The organism is Psychrobacter sp. NPDC077938, assembly GCF_044542635.1.
GTDB lineage: Bacteria > Pseudomonadota > Gammaproteobacteria > Pseudomonadales > Moraxellaceae > Psychrobacter.
In genome coordinates this window covers 227,650-244,286 of the sequence record NZ_JBITUW010000005.1, presented here as the reverse complement: position 1 = coordinate 244,286, position 16,637 = coordinate 227,650, and the positions used below count along the sequence as shown (strand labels likewise).

General features: G+C 42.4%; 14 protein-coding genes. 7 read left to right on the top strand and 7 right to left on the bottom strand.

Going from position 1 to position 16,637, the window contains the following annotated elements; genetic code table 11:
• Nucleotides 1–183: 183 nt before the first annotated feature.
• Entirely contained in the window at nucleotides 184–495 is a 312-nt protein-coding gene (locus ACIGBM_RS10425; protein WP_057761426.1) for a YhbY family RNA-binding protein, read from the bottom strand.
• 334 nt (nucleotides 496–829) lie between these two features.
• Between ACIGBM_RS10425 and ACIGBM_RS10420 the strand changes: the two genes are divergently transcribed.
• The 6 genes from ACIGBM_RS10420 (at nucleotide 830) to ACIGBM_RS10395 (ending at nucleotide 6,980) form a co-directional block, all read left to right on the top strand.
• Complete coding sequence (locus ACIGBM_RS10420) at nucleotides 830–1,462, top strand: RlmE family RNA methyltransferase (RefSeq protein WP_057761424.1); 633 nt, start codon at nucleotides 830–832, stop codon at nucleotides 1,460–1,462.
• Between the two features lie 401 nt (nucleotides 1,463–1,863).
• Nucleotides 1,864–3,759, top strand: coding sequence for an ATP-dependent zinc metalloprotease FtsH (ftsH, locus tag ACIGBM_RS10415; protein ID WP_057761422.1), 1,896 nt, complete (start codon nucleotides 1,864–1,866; stop codon nucleotides 3,757–3,759).
• Nucleotides 3,760–4,212: 453 nt separating this feature from the next.
• Entirely contained in the window at nucleotides 4,213–5,106 is an 894-nt protein-coding gene (folP, locus tag ACIGBM_RS10410) for a dihydropteroate synthase (RefSeq protein WP_397477702.1), read from the top strand.
• Between the two features lie 126 nt (nucleotides 5,107–5,232).
• The gene (locus tag ACIGBM_RS10405) at nucleotides 5,233–5,514 is read left to right on the top strand and encodes a succinate dehydrogenase assembly factor 2 (RefSeq protein ID WP_057761419.1); all 282 of its coding nucleotides are present in this window, start codon (nucleotides 5,233–5,235) and stop codon (nucleotides 5,512–5,514) included.
• A 52-nt stretch (nucleotides 5,515–5,566) separates the two neighbouring features.
• Nucleotides 5,567–6,025, top strand: coding sequence for a hypothetical protein (locus tag ACIGBM_RS10400; protein ID WP_397477701.1), 459 nt, complete (start codon nucleotides 5,567–5,569; stop codon nucleotides 6,023–6,025).
• A 241-nt stretch (nucleotides 6,026–6,266) separates the two neighbouring features.
• Entirely contained in the window at nucleotides 6,267–6,980 is a 714-nt protein-coding gene (locus ACIGBM_RS10395; protein ID WP_379543123.1) for a YidB family protein, read from the top strand.
• 179 nt (nucleotides 6,981–7,159) lie between these two features.
• Here the strand turns inward: ACIGBM_RS10395 and ACIGBM_RS10390 are convergent, their stop codons facing one another.
• From ACIGBM_RS10390 to trmB, 3 genes are all read right to left on the bottom strand, one after another.
• Entirely contained in the window at nucleotides 7,160–8,251 is a 1,092-nt protein-coding gene (locus tag ACIGBM_RS10390; protein ID WP_397477700.1) for a regulatory protein RecX, read from the bottom strand.
• Nucleotides 8,252–8,291: 40 nt separating this feature from the next.
• Nucleotides 8,292–9,344 (bottom strand): recombinase RecA, encoded by a 1,053-nt coding sequence (gene recA, locus ACIGBM_RS10385; RefSeq protein ID WP_101205782.1) that lies wholly within the window; start codon nucleotides 9,342–9,344, stop codon nucleotides 8,292–8,294.
• A gap of 1,057 nt (nucleotides 9,345–10,401) precedes the next feature.
• Nucleotides 10,402–11,241, bottom strand: coding sequence for a tRNA (guanosine(46)-N7)-methyltransferase TrmB (gene trmB / locus ACIGBM_RS10380; protein WP_397477699.1), 840 nt, complete (start codon nucleotides 11,239–11,241; stop codon nucleotides 10,402–10,404).
• A gap of 201 nt (nucleotides 11,242–11,442) precedes the next feature.
• On the opposite strand from trmB, the gene ACIGBM_RS10375 reads away from it, so the two are divergent.
• Nucleotides 11,443–12,372: a DUF2628 domain-containing protein gene (locus ACIGBM_RS10375; protein ID WP_397477698.1), complete on the top strand. Its 930-nt coding sequence runs from the start codon at nucleotides 11,443–11,445 to the stop codon at nucleotides 12,370–12,372.
• Nucleotides 12,373–12,443: 71 nt separating this feature from the next.
• Here ACIGBM_RS10375 and ACIGBM_RS10370 read toward each other — a convergent pair whose 3' ends face one another.
• The 3 genes from ACIGBM_RS10370 to ACIGBM_RS10360 all read right to left on the bottom strand — a co-directional run bounded on the left by ACIGBM_RS10370 (nucleotide 12,444) and on the right by ACIGBM_RS10360 (nucleotide 16,627).
• Nucleotides 12,444–14,330, bottom strand: coding sequence for a monovalent cation:proton antiporter-2 (CPA2) family protein (locus tag ACIGBM_RS10370; RefSeq protein WP_114700593.1), 1,887 nt, complete (start codon nucleotides 14,328–14,330; stop codon nucleotides 12,444–12,446).
• A gap of 91 nt (nucleotides 14,331–14,421) precedes the next feature.
• The gene (locus ACIGBM_RS10365; RefSeq protein ID WP_397477697.1) at nucleotides 14,422–15,126 is read right to left on the bottom strand and encodes a hypothetical protein; all 705 of its coding nucleotides are present in this window, start codon (nucleotides 15,124–15,126) and stop codon (nucleotides 14,422–14,424) included.
• 307 nt (nucleotides 15,127–15,433) lie between these two features.
• Nucleotides 15,434–16,627 (bottom strand): cation diffusion facilitator family transporter, encoded by a 1,194-nt coding sequence (locus tag ACIGBM_RS10360; protein ID WP_397477696.1) that lies wholly within the window; start codon nucleotides 16,625–16,627, stop codon nucleotides 15,434–15,436.
• Nucleotides 16,628–16,637 lie beyond the last annotated feature (10 nt).

The following is a 16,637-nucleotide window of genomic DNA, read 5'->3' as shown; positions in this document are numbered from 1 at the left end:
TAGTGACAAGAGAAATTATACTGATTCAGGGAACTAATACTATATGTTAAGTATAACCGAGACTATCGGAGAACATAAAAGCCGCGAGCAAGATGCGTCGCGGCCTTTGTATTTCATTATCGTTTGGCTATGATATAAGTGAACATAAAACCCAGTCACTTAATGCCAGTCTATCATGACATATTACTGCGCGTGACGTGCTAGGTTAGACAGTTTTGGGTTGGCATTTGGGTTTTTGCGTAGTAATAATGCCATACGACCAATAGAATGAACCAAAGATGCATTAGCCGCTTTAGCAAGTTCAGCGCCAACGATGTCACGCTCTTCTTTCGTGCCAGCAGGCAATTTCACTTTGATAAGCTCATGATCTGTTAGCGCGCGATCGATTTCTTCAGTGATGGTTGGAGTAATACCCTTGTTGCCGATCATAACGATAGGCTTTAGCTCGTGACCGATGCCTTTTAGACGTTTGATGGTAGCGTTATCGAGTTGCATAGAATTCCTAAGTGTTGGTAAAAATAAAAATGGTACTGTCAAAAACAGTTATTGATCATTATAGATAATCTGTGACCATCTTGCATGAGATCAGCAGGATTTTGCACGATTTTACGTGACGAAAATGTTAAACTGAATGTTTGGTACATTATAAACGCTACTGCCTTATAAAACAGTTATTTAACCAATAGAATTTGGTCAGTTTGCAACCAACCATGAATAAAAAATCTGATTAACACCGTATTTAGAATAATCCGCAACGGATTAATATCAGTTTGTAAGTGATAGAGCAATTAAAGCAGCTAGATTTAGTAAAGCAATAGGAGCAGGTATTTTGGCCACGCGTATCGAAAACAAAAAACTATCAAAGAGCAGCAGTGCTTGGATGAAAGAGCATATTGACGATCATTATGTGCAAAAAGCTCAAAAAGATGGCTACCGTGCCCGTGCCGCTTATAAATTATTAGAGATTAATGAAAAAACCAACCTAATCAAAAAAGGCATGACAGTCGTGGACTTGGGCAGTGCGCCTGGTAGCTGGTCACAAGTCGCTGGTCGATTGGTAGGTGACGATGGTATCTTGATTGCCTCTGATATTTTGGCCATGGATACCTTGCCTGATGTGACTTTCATTCAAGGTGATTTTCGTGAAGCTGAAGTGTTTGATGCCATTATGGCAGAAGTGGGTGATAGACAAGTCGACGTGGTATTGTCTGACATGGCACCCAATACTGCGGGAAATAGCGCTATCGATCAGCCACGTATGATGTACTTATGTGAGCTGGCTGTAGACTTCGCGCTCGCAACCTTACCAGAAGGTGGCGCACTTATTATGAAAGTGTTTCAAGGTGAGGGTACACAAGAATTACGCAAGCAGATGCAGCAGGATTTTAGTAAGATTCGTAGTATAAAGCCAGGTGCGTCACGACCACGCTCAAAAGAGATGTTTTGGATAGCGATTAAATAGTTTTAACATCAATAGGTTGCTCCTCTTGTAAGCGTGAGGGTAAACCACCATAAAGTGTTATTATCGCGATATAAAAGCTGCGTCAACTGTTAAATGAATAATCGTAAAACCTGCTTGAATTATGCGGGTTAGCACCACATATCATGGTATATTACCTTTGTTTTTAGCATACGTTTTAGGCAAAGTCGTCTGATAATAAGCGTTTTACAAGCTCAGTGATCGTATATCTATGTTTATCTCATAATGATTATTTATAAAAACAATTTTTAGGCTACCTATAAATCATATAAGTTTAATTTAGCAGTTTTTTATTATCGGGATATTCGTTAAAAATGAGCAATACGTTTATAGACGTCACGTGTTTAATAAACACACCAATAAGTAAGGGATGGGAATAACTAGTGAGCGACATGGTAAAAAATACCTTATTGTGGCTGGTGGTAATCGGCGTTTTGGTGCTGGTGTTTAGCGGCTTTGATCAATCTTCTGAGCCGGATAACCTTAACTACTCTGAGTTTGTGACCGCAGTGTCAGAAAACCAAGTAGCCAGTGTCGAGATCGACGGCGAACAGATCACCGGCGAAAAGAAAAATGGCTCATCTTTTGAGACCATTAGACCAGCTGTGTCAGATGACCAGCTCATGCCAATGCTACGTGAGAACCAAGTCGAAGTTCAAGGAACTGCACCAAAGCGCCAAAGCGTACTAATGCAACTACTGATAGCCAGCTTCCCAATTCTATTGATTATTGGTCTGTTCTTATTCTTTATGCGTAACATGCAGGGCGGCGCTGGCGGTAAAGGCGGCGGCCCAATGAGCTTTGGTAAATCAAAAGCGAAGATGCTGACCGAAGATCAAATCAACGTTAACTTCGAAGATGTGGCTGGTTGTGAAGAAGCCAAAGAAGAAGTCGTTGAAGTGGTTGAGTTCTTACGTGATCCAGATAAATTTACCAAACTGGGTGCAACGATTCCTCGTGGTATCTTGATGGTAGGTCCTCCAGGTACGGGTAAAACCTTGCTAGCGAGAGCCATTGCTGGTGAAGCTAAAGTGCCGTTCTTCTCAATTTCAGGTTCTGATTTTGTTGAGATGTTTGTCGGTGTTGGTGCATCACGTGTCCGCGATATGTTTGAACAGGCGAAGAAAAGCGCTCCTTGTATCATCTTTATTGATGAGATTGATGCAGTCGGTCGTCATCGTGGTTCCGGTATGGGTGGTGGTAACGACGAGCGTGAGCAAACATTGAACCAACTATTGGTTGAGATGGATGGTTTTGAAGGTAATGAAGGCGTCATCGTTATTGCCGCAACTAACCGTGCTGACGTGCTTGATAAAGCATTACTGCGTCCAGGTCGTTTTGACCGTCAGGTACAAGTAGGCTTGCCAGATATCAAAGGTCGTGAACAAATTCTAAAAGTCCATTTGAAGAAATTGCCGAACACAATTAGTGTAGATGCCAGTTCTCTTGCTCGTGGTACGCCTGGATTTAGTGGTGCACAGCTTGCCAACCTTGTAAACGAAGCTGCATTGTTTGCCGCGCGTCGCAACAAGACCAGCGTCGATATGAATGACTTCGAAGATGCGAAGGACAAGCTATATATGGGTCCTGAACGCAAATCAATGGTAATCCGTGAAGAAGAGCGCCGTGCAACTGCATATCATGAAGCGGGTCATGCGCTAGTAGCTGAGTTATTGCCAGGTACAGATCCGGTGCATAAGGTCACTATTATGCCGCGTGGCTTTGCCCTTGGTGTCACTTGGCAGTTGCCTGAGCATGATCAGACCAGTATGTACAAGTCGAAAATGCTGAGCGACATTGCTATTTTGTTTGGTGGTCGTATCGCCGAAGAAGTGTTCATCAATCAAATGTCGACGGGTGCTTCGAACGACTTTGAACGTGCTACCAAAATGGCACGTGCTATGGTCACAAAGTACGGTATGTCTGATGCACTCGGTATTATGGTATACGAAGATGACGATAACTCACAAGGGTATTTCGGTGGTGGTGGACGTACTATCTCTGAAGCTACTCAGCAGAAGGTCGATGAAGAAGTGCGTCGTATGCTAGAAGAGCAGTATGATATCGCTCGTGAATTGATTGAAGCCAACCAAGACAAAATGCATGCGATGGTTGATGCGCTTATGAACTGGGAAACTATTGATCGTGACCAACTGCAAGATATTCTAGCAGGTGAAGAACCGCGACCACCAAGAGTTTACCAGCATAACGAAGTAAACTTGTCGAAAAACGATGTCAAAACAACGGGTGCTACACCGCCACCATTACCGGCGATGTAAATGCTAGCGTACTCATGTTTTATAAAAAGCCCTTTATGATAGAGGGCTTTTTTATTGTCATCATTTTATGAAGGATTTAGAACCCCATAAGATTTACTGGTATCATAAGCATAGATAATAAATAGGGCGTGTTGAACATTCACGAATAAGCACTGCTAATCGCTAAAACTGTTCCAGACAAGGTATAAAGTGACGGTAATGCTCCAGCCTTAACTAGGTTTGCAACGTACTGCTTGTATGGATCTGGGGGCAGTTTTAGGCTCAGCTCTAATATCAACAGAAGAAAACAGGACTCTTTTCTGCCATTTCATTGTTAAAAATACACACTTAGAATGACTAAACTTACTATTTCTAACGTCGAACTGACTAAAAAATAGTCTCTGTCAGTGCCATGGTCGAATGTTCAACACGCCCTAAAGCTGCATTATAAATTTTATTTGCGATGGATTATTCATGTCATTATTTCAACCTTTACCCAACTACCAAGTATCTAGCCGTGATAAAACCTTAGATTTGTCGCAGCCGCATGTCATGGGTATCTTGAATGTGACGCCAGATTCATTTTCGGACGGCGGGCAGTTTAACGCAGTAGATAAAGCCGTTGCGCACTGTCAGCAGATGATAAATGAAGGTGCCACTATTATCGATATTGGTGGTGAATCTACTCGTCCAAATGCGCAAACTGTGGCGACTGATGATGAGATACAACGAGTTGTGCCAGTGGTCCGAGCTATTCGTCAGCATTGTGGTGATGCTATTTGGTTATCGATTGATACTAGCAGCCCTGAAGTCATGCAGGCAGCATTTAATGAAGGTGCTGACATTTGGAACGATGTACGAGCACTGAAACGTACTGGTGCGGCAGAGCTGGCTGCTAAACTTAATATACCTGTTATGCTAATGCATATGCGCGGTGAGCCAACGACAATGAATAATCTAGCACAGTATGATGATGTGATCGATGAAGTGCGTACAGAGCTGCTCGACCGTATTAACGAAGTAGTTAGCATCGGCGTCAAACAAAGCAATATCATTATCGATCCAGGTTTTGGTTTTGCTAAGAACTATGAGCATCATTGCGCGTTATTAAGTCAGCTGAGCTGCTTGCAAACACTAGGACTACCAATGATGTTTGGCATTTCTCGTAAGCGGTTTTTAGCAGAAGTATTGACCAAAAGTAGAGCTGAAGCTGTGAGTACGACGCAAGCGGTAGAGCGTGATTCGGCAGGAACGGCAGCTGGGTTGTTTGCGCTACAGCAAGGAGCAAGTATCATTCGTACGCATAATGTGGCGATGATGCAGCAAGCAGTTGCCTTATGGAGTCAACTGTCAGCATATCGTTGTTAATTTCATTCTACATGTCCGAATGCATAGTGAGATTTCAAGACTATAAATATTCTATACGCTATGCTTAACGTCTATTTTTAAACTATCTAAACCAATAAAACTATCTCAATTAATAAGAGTAAATCTATGACAAGTACAACTCAGCCAGAACCAACCAATGAACAGCGCCGTATCATTTATCAAGCTCGCCGCGGATTAAAAGAATTGGATTTTTATATTGATCCTTACGTCAAAGAGCTGTATCTGACAGCAGATGCTACTGAACAAGCAACCTTTGCAGAAATGCTGACTCATGAAGACCCAGACTTGCTTGATTACTTTACCAATCAAAATCGTCCAGAAGAGGATGACATCTGGGCATTGGTCAATAAGATAAAAACATGGCGCCATACCAAAGACTTGGTTTAGGTCTTAAGGAATGGGTCAGTACAATATCTAACGTTTCCCATGGTACGCTTATATGACGCCAGTAACCTCGCTACGTATTGATACAGCTATCATGCCTGCCAGTTATTTACGCGCGCTGCTATATGTAGGCTTGACTGGCGTTATGATGATATTGGCATGGTTTGCATCTTTGGCCTTATGGCAGTATTTACTAATCTTAATAGTCTCGGCAGCAGTCGCAAGTTATCTGATTATATCGAGACCAATCCTATTACATATTAGTCAGCCAGCGCTCAGTCAGCGTGTCGATAAAGAATGGCAATTACTGATACGAGCGGGACGCGGCGATGAGTTATGGCAAGCAGAGTTGGTCGATATAAATCGCTATCAATGGGCGATGAGTGTCGAGTTCAACATTGTTGAGCCTTATCAAAGAACGTGTTCGACTACTATATTCCGCGACCAAGTGAATCACGAGCAATGGCGACAATTGAATATTTTAGCGAATACCAGTAAGGGTAATATTAGATAGCTGAGTATTTATGGAGCTTAGGTTTTTCCTTTTACGATGAGAAATCCCTACACGTCATAACAAAATAGCTATCTCAAAGGACAAAGAGGTTTGTTATATTAAAATCTGTTATATTAAAAATAGAAAATAAAACTCGTAATTCTGCTGTCCCGTTATTAAAGAACATATAGGCAGATATGAGGTTTCATAAGTTTTAGCAGTATTTTTGTACTAAACAATACGATAAAAAGAGGAATAGATAATGAGCTTATTAGGGAATTTAGTGAGCCAAGTGGCACGTAGTGCAATGAATCCAGACGACGCTCAGCGCAATCCAGTTAACCAACGTACTGAAACACGGCAGACTGGCGGACTAGGTGATATTTTAGGTAGTGTGCTGGGCGGTGGTAGTCAGGCAGGTGGTTATAGCCCTCAACAAAATAGCCGTCAAGCAGATAATGGTTTTGGCTTAGATGACATCATTGGTGGTCTCACGGGCGGTAGTCAGCGCGGCGGTATGAGTTCAGGTGCTGGCGGACTAGGTGATATTTTAGGTAGCGTATTAGGCGGTCAGCGTACTAATAGTGGGTTTGGTGGTAAAGGTATGCTCGTCGCTGCATTGATGCCTATGGTACTTAGCTGGATCAAACGTAATGGTGGTTTGAGTGGGGCGTTGTCAAAAATCACTGGTATGGGCTATGAAGGTCAAGCACGCTCTTGGATGAGTAATAACGAAGCAAACGATAATTTAAATCCAGACGAAATTAACCGTTTATTTGACGAAAACGAAATTCAGCAAGTAGCCGCTCATACTGGTGCTAATGAAACTGAGGTAAGACAGGGACTCGCTGAGCTATTGCCTGAGGTCATGAATCAGCTAACGCCTAATGGTAATCTAGATAATGAGTCTGAAGCCAATGAAGAGATAGATCAAATCATTAGCCAGTTATCTAGCCGTCTTGGTAATTTTAAATAGTTTGACAGCTTTGAGTTTGGAAGTTTCTAACTGCATGTTTTAAAGCTACGTAGATTAAAATGACTGGCAGTATTGATTAAAGGGCACGTTATATAACGTGCTTTTTTTTACGTCTATCACAAGAGCATGACTGTCAGTAAATACCGTTTGGCAGGGACAGTGATAGCGATAGTAAGCCCTTAAAATCGCTCGTCTAGCGTCTCTGTAGTATGGTTAAGTGCTGCAAAGCAGATATCGGTATTAAACCCTCTATACTGTAAAAAACGTAACTGTTTAGCTTTTTCCTTTTGTTCAACTGGTATCTTATTACCATATTTTTTGGTACGTGCTATCACCGCCAGTTTCAGCCAATCTACACCATCGACTAGGTTATCTGCATCATCATCTATAAACTCTCTGAATTCTTCCGACTCAGTATTTGCCATATCGATTAGCTCATCGATGTTACCTGGCATAGCAATCTTCTTACGATAGAACTCTTGTTTGATCCGACCACGTCCGCGGCCTTTACGGATATTCTCACGTATCAGCATTAGGGTAGTGCGGTAATCACTTTGATAACCTTTTTCTTCAAACTCATCGAGCAGTGCGTCAATTTTCTCTGGGTCTTGTTCTTTGTCGATCAGCTTTTGCTTTAGCTCAGCCTTACCGTATTCGCGGCGTGATAAATAATAAAATGCGAGCCAACGCAATCGACTTTCTGCTTTAATCGAGTCGATTTCTGCTTGTTTTTGTTCAGGGGTTCGTAAATAGGCTTTGAGCGCGGCTGGTATGTTATCGTTTTGGCTGTCTGCTTCACTAACATTGATAGCAAAAAGCTCAGCTTCATTTTCTGAGTTCTTGGATAGCGGCTCAGTGCTACGAACATTATCTGTTGCTAAGCAATTGTCAATTTCGTCATTATGAATATCGAGTTTGACTTCTGCCAGCATCTCTTTGATGGTTTGCGCTTCAGGGGGTTGATATGTAGGGGTATCACTAGGCTCAGCGGTAAAATTAGCCGCTGGATGAAAACGCTTTTTACGTTTTTTAGATTTAGAAGTCTTCTTTGAGTTAGGAGAGGAGTCTTCGAAAAACTCTGTATCAATAGTAGCGTCATTCGTGACTGAATCATCTTTACTTGAACGGATAGTCCGTTTACTGGATTTCTCTCGTTTTTTAGGCTCTTTCGTATGAGAATCTTTGGACGGTTTTTTTGGTTTACTATCAACAGAACTAGCTGAGTCGGAGCCCGACTCAGCTAGGATTTCAGCTAAGGTTTTAATTTTCATAATGAATCATAGTGACTGACAACGGTTAATCGTTAAACCATTATTGTACAGGTTCAGAAGCCTGTTCTGCTTCTTCAGTTTCGTCGGCTTTGCTATTTTTTTTCGTACCAAGCTTTTCGTCACGTATCTTGTCTTCGATTTCTTGAGCAATGGCAGGGTTCTCTTTTAAGAAAAGCACAGAGTTGGCTTTACCTTGACCGATTTTTTCGTCGCCATAGCTGTACCAAGATCCTGCTTTGCCAACGGCTCCAATCTCTACACCCAAATCGATAACTTCAGCTAAGTGATTTGTACCTTCACCGTAAGTGATTTCAAACTCAGCTTGGCGGAAAGGTGGTGCCATTTTGTTTTTGATAACTTTGACACGGGTCTGGTTACCGATGATTTCATCACCGTTTTTGACCGCACCAATACGGCGAATATCCATACGTACAGAGGCGTAGAATTTCAGCGCGTTACCACCAGTCGTAGTCTCAGGGCTACCGAACATAACACCGATTTTCATACGGATTTGGTTAATAAAGACCACCATACAGTTAGAGCGTTTGGCGTTACCAGTGATTTTACGTAGGGCTTGGCTCATAAGACGCGCTTGTAGACCCATATGTGAGTCGCCCATTTCACCTTCAATCTCGGCACGTGGCGTCAAGGCGGCTACTGAGTCAATTACGATCATGTCAATCGCGCCTGAGCGTACCAACATATCGGTAATTTCAAGTGCTTGCTCGCCATTGTCAGGCTGCGAGAGCAATAAGTCATCAGTATTTACCCCAAGTTTGCGAGCATAGACAGGGTCAAGCGCATGCTCGGCATCGATAAAGGCACAAGTACCGCCTTGCTTTTGACATTCTGCAATAGCTTGCAGAGTCATCGTCGTCTTACCTGAGCTTTCTGGGCCGTAAATTTCAACGATACGGCCTTTTGGTAGACCACCAATGCCAAGCGCAATGTCTAATCCTAGAGAGCCTGTAGAGACCACATCGACATCCATAATGGCCGAGTCATCGCCTAGATGCATGATGGTGTTTTTACCAAATTGCTTTTCGATTTGACCTAATGCCGCTTTGAGGGCTTTGGCTTTATTGTCGTCCATATTGGATTCCTTGTTTTCGGTAGTTAAGTTGATGCTATAAATAAAATATTGGTACGGTTAAAACTTTTGGCAAACGCATACTGACTGTTATGAAGTCGGCAATTATTGTTTGGCTGTTTTATTGAAAAATAGGTTGTCACGTGACTGGTATAGGTAGTAGTATCGAATGTATCGTTCTACTATACAGTAAAATTAAATAGCGAGAGAAGTAAAAATAAGTCCGTACTATACTGTGGTTATCGTTGTTTTTAAGTCTGACTTGGCATGCTGATTACTCGACTCAACTTTTTAACGCTGTTGATTTGATAAGGTAATTATAACAAAAGCAAAGCACTATAATGAGCGTTGAGGGATGCTAGACGACACTATCTGTCGTATGGTATGCGGCTAAAAATATATAGAAATGATGCGATAGGTCGCTGTTGTTTCGAACCTGATAATAACTATGCTTGTCAATAGATTTAGGAGTTGTCCACAACAAATAAAATGCTTATTTTCGCTAATTGTGAAACATTATGAAGAATTAAATTATTTTAGAAATTATTTAAAATAATTTTTTATGTGTGTGAATTTAATGTAGGTCGTTGATTTTAAAGGTTTTATAAATTGTACAAAAAATGAACGATTTTACCTTATCCTTTAAGTTGCTTAGCTATAAAGTTGTCAAGTAGTGACTTATGCACAGGGTTATCCACAGCTTATGGGGAGAACTCTGTAAAGCCTTATAATACATAAGTTTACGTAGATAATTAGTATTAGAAATGGATTCTATATTTTGTTTCTAATCACTTTAGAGAAGCAGTTTTGTCTACAAACAAGGCTATGAGCGCTATGTTTCACAAATTATAAATTTATCTTTTTTTATGCATAATCATACTATAGGCATTAAAAGTCAGGAGTATGACTCAAGATATACACCTAAGATATCAGCAGACATAGTTATGCATAGGATGTCTAGTATTTTTAGAGATATTTTCTATGACATATGGAAGGCCAAAAAAAGCGGCTACATCAGATAGCCGCTTTGTCAAAACACTTAAAAGTAGAGCTGTATTAATCAGTCTTTGATATAGATCAAATCCCAGACGCCATGCCCACGATCGAGGCCACGACGCTCAAACTTAGTCATTGGACGAAAGTCAGGACGCTCAGTGAAATTACCTGTACCTGCTTTGTTGGTCAGTCCAGCGAAACCATCCAATACTTCAACCATCCAAAATGCATAGTGCTCCCAGTCAGTTGCAGTATGGAACCAGCCACCTTGTTTTAAGCTGCGCGTAACGATGGTCATACGTTCAGGACTAACAAAGCGACGTTTATAGTGGCGCTTCTTTTGCCATGGGTCAGGGAAGTATAGCTGAATACGGTCGATATGGTTTTCTGGTAGCTGCTTGAGCAATTGAATGGCATCACCGTTGATGATTTTTACGTTGCTCAAATCTTGGGTGCCTGCCATATACGCACATTTACCAATACCAGGCTCATGCACTTCTACACCGACAAAATTACGAGTAGGGTCAGCGGCTGCCATCTCAATAAACGAATCACCCAAGCCAAAACCAATCTCTACTGTAAGCGGCGCATCTGGACCGTTAGGGCTATCAGCAAATAACGTACGTAGGTTGTCGATACCGGTAAGATCGCCATCACCAAAACTGTTATTGACCAAATACTCAGAAAATTCTGGAGCAGTTAGTGCAAGCTCGGCGTTTTTGTTCATGTGCGTACGGCGCTTCATAAACGTATTGACGATGCGGATATGCTTGTCAGAGGTCGGTTCTATCTCTTGGCTAGTGCTGTTATCGATATCGATAGGCTCGCTTGTGCTATTAAGGGTTTGCTCATCAGTAGTATCGGTACTATTGACGTTGTCATTGATATCAGAATGTTGACTCATAGGATTCGTAAGGCTTAATTAGGTGGGTGATGTTTGCTTATTATAAGTTAAATCCATACAACTGTGAACGGACAATCCTATTTTCGCGTATTTGCAGTTCGGTGCTGTGGTTTCTCTATGTTACACACGGGTTTTAGCATTATCATATAATGGTATCTTTTAAATGCTTTTTCTAAGAGTCAGCAAGTAGAGCGTGTTGCCATGTTATTTATCGAGACCGATTCACCGCCACCATTTTATCAAGAGTCGTTAACACCTACTAAACGTAAGCAGTTAGACAAGTGGTTCATCGGTAATCGTACCCAGCGTTATTACCTCAAACGTTTTGAGCAGTTTGATCAGCAAGGTTATCTGTCACCAAAATGGCATTGGGCTGCGTTTTTTATCACCTTTCCTTGGCTGCTATATCGCAAGCGCTATATGGATGCGATTGTCTATAGTGTTGCAGGGTGGTCTTTTATCCAGCTTAATGTCGCGCTAGTGCTAGTCGCCTTTGAGTTTGTAGCGATGTCCTACGTGCCAGATGCATATCAGATGGCAACACGTATCGGTATTGCCACTGTTATTTGGCTATTTTGGTCGTTTATGGTGGCACGCTGGACAGATGCGTATTACTACCGAATGGCAAGGCGTGAGATCGCTGATGCGATAAATGATCATCCGCGAGATGAGTCAGCACAGAAGGCACATCTGCAAAGAGAAGGTGGCGTTAGCTTGTTTGGACTGGCATTAGGGTTTGGTTTTTTTGCGTTTTCGCTATTAGTGATTAAGGTGCAGTTCTTACCGATTATTGCCAAGCCAAAAGCAAACGAAGTGTTGTTTGATGCTTATGATATTGCAAAGAATGCCCAAAATCGAGTGGCGCTGATTTATCAGCAGACAGGGCAGTGCCCAGTAAACCTGCCCCTGAGTACCGAGCAGCAGCAAATGCGCATGCATGTCGATACTCAAGCTGCTGGCGTAACAGAAACCGACTGTGCGGTAGTGGCAACGATTCAGAACGTGACGTTTCCAATACGCTATTTAAACGAGCAGACGCTGGTCTTTTATCATATACCAGACAGTGATAATTGGGATTGCACCAGCTCATTGAATAAAAAACAAGCCCCTAAAAACTGCATAGCTGATTAGGGGCTGTACTTCACGAGTGCTTGTAGATGTTGCTAGTGCTGAGAGCTACTGCTTAGGGTTAATGCTTAGGGTTAATGCTTAGAGTCCGTTGCAGTATCATCCTTTTCCTCAACTGGTGTTGCTTGGCTCTTTAACGCCTCGTAAAAATCGGTCAAATCCATTTTACGTGCTTTACCAATGTCTTCATCAAACAAGCTTTCAAGCTCAGCCATTGCTGATTGCGCGGATTCAATCATGCTAGCTTCATCATCGTAGATAGCTTGTTGGCGTTCGATCAAGTCATCATCATAATCACGGAATGTTTTTACTGTTTCTCTCGCTTTTTCTGGTGAGATACCTAATAACTGTAGTGATTCGCGTGACATATCCAAAGACGACAAATAAGTCTCACGCCAAATATGACGTACGCCAACTTCACGCAAGCGATAATAGTGCTGACGATCGCGCGCTCTTGCCAATACAATCAGTTCAGGATAATTCTTACGAAGATACTGAGCGGTGGTGATAGAACGTTCTAAATCGTCGATGGCAAGAATAAACACTCGCGCTTTTTGAATGCCTGCCGCTCGTAAAATCTCAGGATTTTTCGGATCGCCATAATAAACTTGGTTACCGAATTTTCTTACGAAATCTACTCGGTTTGCGGAGCGTTCGATGGCGGTAAATTCGATATTATGCATGCGCAGTACACGGCCAATAATCTGACCGACGCGGCCAAAGCCTGCAATAATGACCTGATGTTCATGATCAGGAATAGTATCGTATTCGCGACTTGGTTTACTCTTAGCAAATAACGGCTCACCTACTTTTTCTAACAGCAAGAATGCTAAAGGTGTCAGCGCCATCGAAATAGTAACGACTAAGTTAAGAGTATTAGCAAGCTCGGGACGCAAGACGTTTTGAGCAGTGGCAACACTGAATAGGACAAAGGCAAACTCACCACCTTGAGCCAAGGTCACGCCCAATCGGATACTGGTAGGCCAGCGGTTGCCTGATACTTTGGCAATCCCTGCAATCACTGCAAACTTGATAAACATCAATGCAAGCGCGCAGCCAATAATAAAGATGGGCTCTGCCAAAATGAGTTTGACGTCGGTAAGCATACCGACCGACATAAAGAACAGACCTAATAGCAACCCTTTAAAAGGTTCGATACTGGCTTCTAATTCGTGACGATACTCAGAATCAGCGAGCAACACACCTGTCAAAAATGCACCTAACGCCATCGATAGACCGATTTGGCCCATCAAAATAGACACGCCCATCACAATAAATAGCGCGACCGCTGTCAGTAGTTCTGATGCACCACTGGAAGCCACAAATTTGAAGAAGGGTCGAACCACATAACGGCTGGCGAAAATCAGACCGGCAAAGACAGCAAATACTTTCCCAAAATAAATTAAATCGTAGCTTTGTTCACGCACCCCTGATAAAAACGGAATGACTGCTAACAACGGAATGACCGCAATATCTTGGAATAACAAGATAGTGAAGGCTTCTCGACCATGTGTGCTCGAAAGCTGCTGTTTTTCAGTCAGTATCTGTAGTACAAACGCGGTAGAAGATAGGGCTAAACCAAAACCAACGATAAAGGCGGTATCTAGTTGTAAGGAGAAAAACTGGTGTAGGAGCCACATCAGTAGCGTACCAGTCAAACCGACCTGCAAACCGCCCAATACAAATATAGAGCGGCGCAATGCCCAGAGCCGCGAAGGCTGGAGTTCAAGCCCGATAATAAACAGCAGCATGACCACGCCAAACTCTGAAAAGTGCAATAGACTTTCAGCGTCGCCTGCCACATCCAAGCCACTTGGGCCCAATATGAGTCCGGTGATGAGGTAGCCTAAAACCGTTGCAATGCCGAAGCGTTTACCGAGAGGGACAAAGAGCAATGCTGCTCCCAAAAAGATAGTGGCTTGCAACATGAGATTTGGTGAGCCGGCGGCGGCAGCAAACATCTGGGCTCCTTAAAAATTTGAATAAAATATACAATATAAAATGGACGTGACTAAAATCTGTATGACTAAAACGATATCGCGTTAGTATCTATTATTTTTTGCGATAAATTTTCCACACACCATTGTCTGCAAGCGGATTATTATAAGCATCGTTGCGGCGTTTGCGCGGTGTCTGGCGACTATCTACAATCTTAAAGTCAGGCAGGGCATGTACAACAAGACCCGTACGATAAAAGCGTACTCGCTCAGGATCTAGCATTTCGCCTTTATTATCGCGACAAAAAACATAAGCACGCAGATCGATAAATTCACGATGCGCTACCAGTCGCGCTTCCTCATCGTTATCTATCACCGCTGTCATGCGCTTAATTTCATCATCCGTATATTGACCACATTTATCAGTCAGGGCGCCTACTGACCCAAAGCTTTTGGATTCTTTAGCACGTGTCTTAGTTAAGTGTAGACGTTGAACGTGATAGATGAATTGCGGTATTTCAAGGCTGGCAGGGAGCGGTAGATAGTCAGGCGGCATATTGGCCGCTGGATAAAAATCCTTTGCACGCTCAAGCAAATTTTGCCAACGTTGCTGATAGGTTTGGACTTCGGCTAAGTTGCCTTCATAGATAGGCATATCACGAATTTGGCGCAAAATATCAGGTGGAAACTGTTCATTACGAAAGTTTGCAATGTCTTCTTGCAGCGTTGATAACAAAACTTTGGCGTGTTTTTTGCCATCTTTTGATGCAGGATCATCGATATAGTCTGGGGCGACAAAGGGTGCTGAGCGTCTAGACATAGTGTTGTATCATCAATAGATAGAGTGAAAATACCAAAAAGTATGATTATAAAAATTAACTGGGGTGCTAAACAAAACTTTATAATAGTTATTATAACCACATAAGCCGATTCGGACTTAATTTTTTTAAGTTGAATAAAACAAAAGATTGTCGCAAATCACGACTGCTTTAATGTGATCTAGATTCTAGTTCTAATTCTACGTAACTTTTATTATGAGCCAGTATCAGATGCCTATACTTGTATTTTCTAGGTCGTGTTTCAAGTCACTGACTTCTTTATTCAGTCACTTAGCTGAAAATGTATCGTCAATGGTTATGACCAATATGATTATGGTCATCAGGTAGCTGTCCCGAAATATCACAGACCAATGCATCGCTATGTGCGATATTCTGCGGGTGAGACGAGCTTTCGACCTGAATAGTAGCATGATGAATACCAAGCTCTAGCAGTCTTTGTTCGAGACTGGTAATCAGAATATTTGACTCATGGATACTCATCTCACCATCCACTACTACGTGACAGGAGAGTGCATTGAGACCGCTAGTAATACTCCAAACATGTAGATCATGTACTTTTTGTACTTGAGAGTCTTCGAGTAATTTTTGCTCCACATCGACTAGCGATATATTGGCAGGCGTCCCTTCCATCAATATATGCACAGAATCACGTACGACGCGGTAGCCACTGATTAAAATAAGCACGGCAACGATTACTGATGCCACTGCATCTGCCCATACCCAACCAAAACCCATCATGAGTAGCGCAGCGATAATCGCAGCTACTGACCCTAATAAATCGCTCAATACATGTAAATAAGCGCTTTGCATATTGAGGTTAACTGGTTCTGCATTATTAGGTTTCTGCTCTGCGATTTGGGCATCATCCGTACCATGACTATGACTAGGATTATGGCCGTGTGACTCGCCACCTTGACTACCTCGGTGCATTAGCCAAGCGACCAGAATATTGATCAGCATACCGATAGTCGCCACGATAAGCATGCCTTGGGTCGCAATTTCTGGCGGTGAGTTAAAGCGTTTGATCGCTTCATAAAAAATCATCAAAGCAATTATGACAAGTGTCGCGCCATTTACCGTAGCGACTAATATCTCAAAACGCTTGTATCCGAAGGTTTTCTGGTGGGTAGCTGCTTTTTCGCCGATTTTAAATGCGACCAAAGTGGCGCCAAGCGCTATCGCATCGCTTAACATATGCCCTGCATCAGATAGCAAGGCCAAACTACCGGTAAGCCAACCACCAATGGCTTCGATAAACATGTAACCAGTAATGATAATAAAGCTGAACAGCAAGGTGCGCTGATAGCCCTTGGTATCTCTTGCTGTGGTTGTTTGTTCTAGATGCTCATCATGATCGTGATGGCCTTGGTTTTGCTGGGTGTAGTTATTTTCTTCATCTTCGCGAACGTACTTAGGCACATCCGTCTTATCATGCTGTTGGCTATGATTGTGCTCGTCAGAGTTTGGATTATTTGGATTCATAATAATACTC

Coding starts and splice junctions, on each gene's coding strand:
- ACIGBM_RS10425 (WP_057761426.1), bottom strand. CDS start 495: ATGCAACTCGATAACGCTACCATCAAACGTCTAAAAGGCATCGGTCAC.
- folP (WP_397477702.1), top strand. CDS start 4,213: ATGTCATTATTTCAACCTTTACCCAACTACCAAGTATCTAGCCGTGAT.
- ACIGBM_RS10405 (WP_057761419.1), top strand. CDS start 5,233: ATGACAAGTACAACTCAGCCAGAACCAACCAATGAACAGCGCCGTATC.
- ACIGBM_RS10400 (WP_397477701.1), top strand. CDS start 5,567: ATGACGCCAGTAACCTCGCTACGTATTGATACAGCTATCATGCCTGCC.
- ACIGBM_RS10395 (WP_379543123.1), top strand. CDS start 6,267: ATGAGCTTATTAGGGAATTTAGTGAGCCAAGTGGCACGTAGTGCAATG.
- ACIGBM_RS10390 (WP_397477700.1), bottom strand. CDS start 8,251: ATGAAAATTAAAACCTTAGCTGAAATCCTAGCTGAGTCGGGCTCCGAC.
- recA (WP_101205782.1), bottom strand. CDS start 9,344: ATGGACGACAATAAAGCCAAAGCCCTCAAAGCGGCATTAGGTCAAATC.
- trmB (WP_397477699.1), bottom strand. CDS start 11,241: ATGAGTCAACATTCTGATATCAATGACAACGTCAATAGTACCGATACT.
- ACIGBM_RS10375 (WP_397477698.1), top strand. CDS start 11,443: ATGTTATTTATCGAGACCGATTCACCGCCACCATTTTATCAAGAGTCG.
- ACIGBM_RS10370 (WP_114700593.1), bottom strand. CDS start 14,330: ATGTTTGCTGCCGCCGCCGGCTCACCAAATCTCATGTTGCAAGCCACT.
- ACIGBM_RS10365 (WP_397477697.1), bottom strand. CDS start 15,126: ATGTCTAGACGCTCAGCACCCTTTGTCGCCCCAGACTATATCGATGAT.
- ACIGBM_RS10360 (WP_397477696.1), bottom strand. CDS start 16,627: ATGAATCCAAATAATCCAAACTCTGACGAGCACAATCATAGCCAACAG.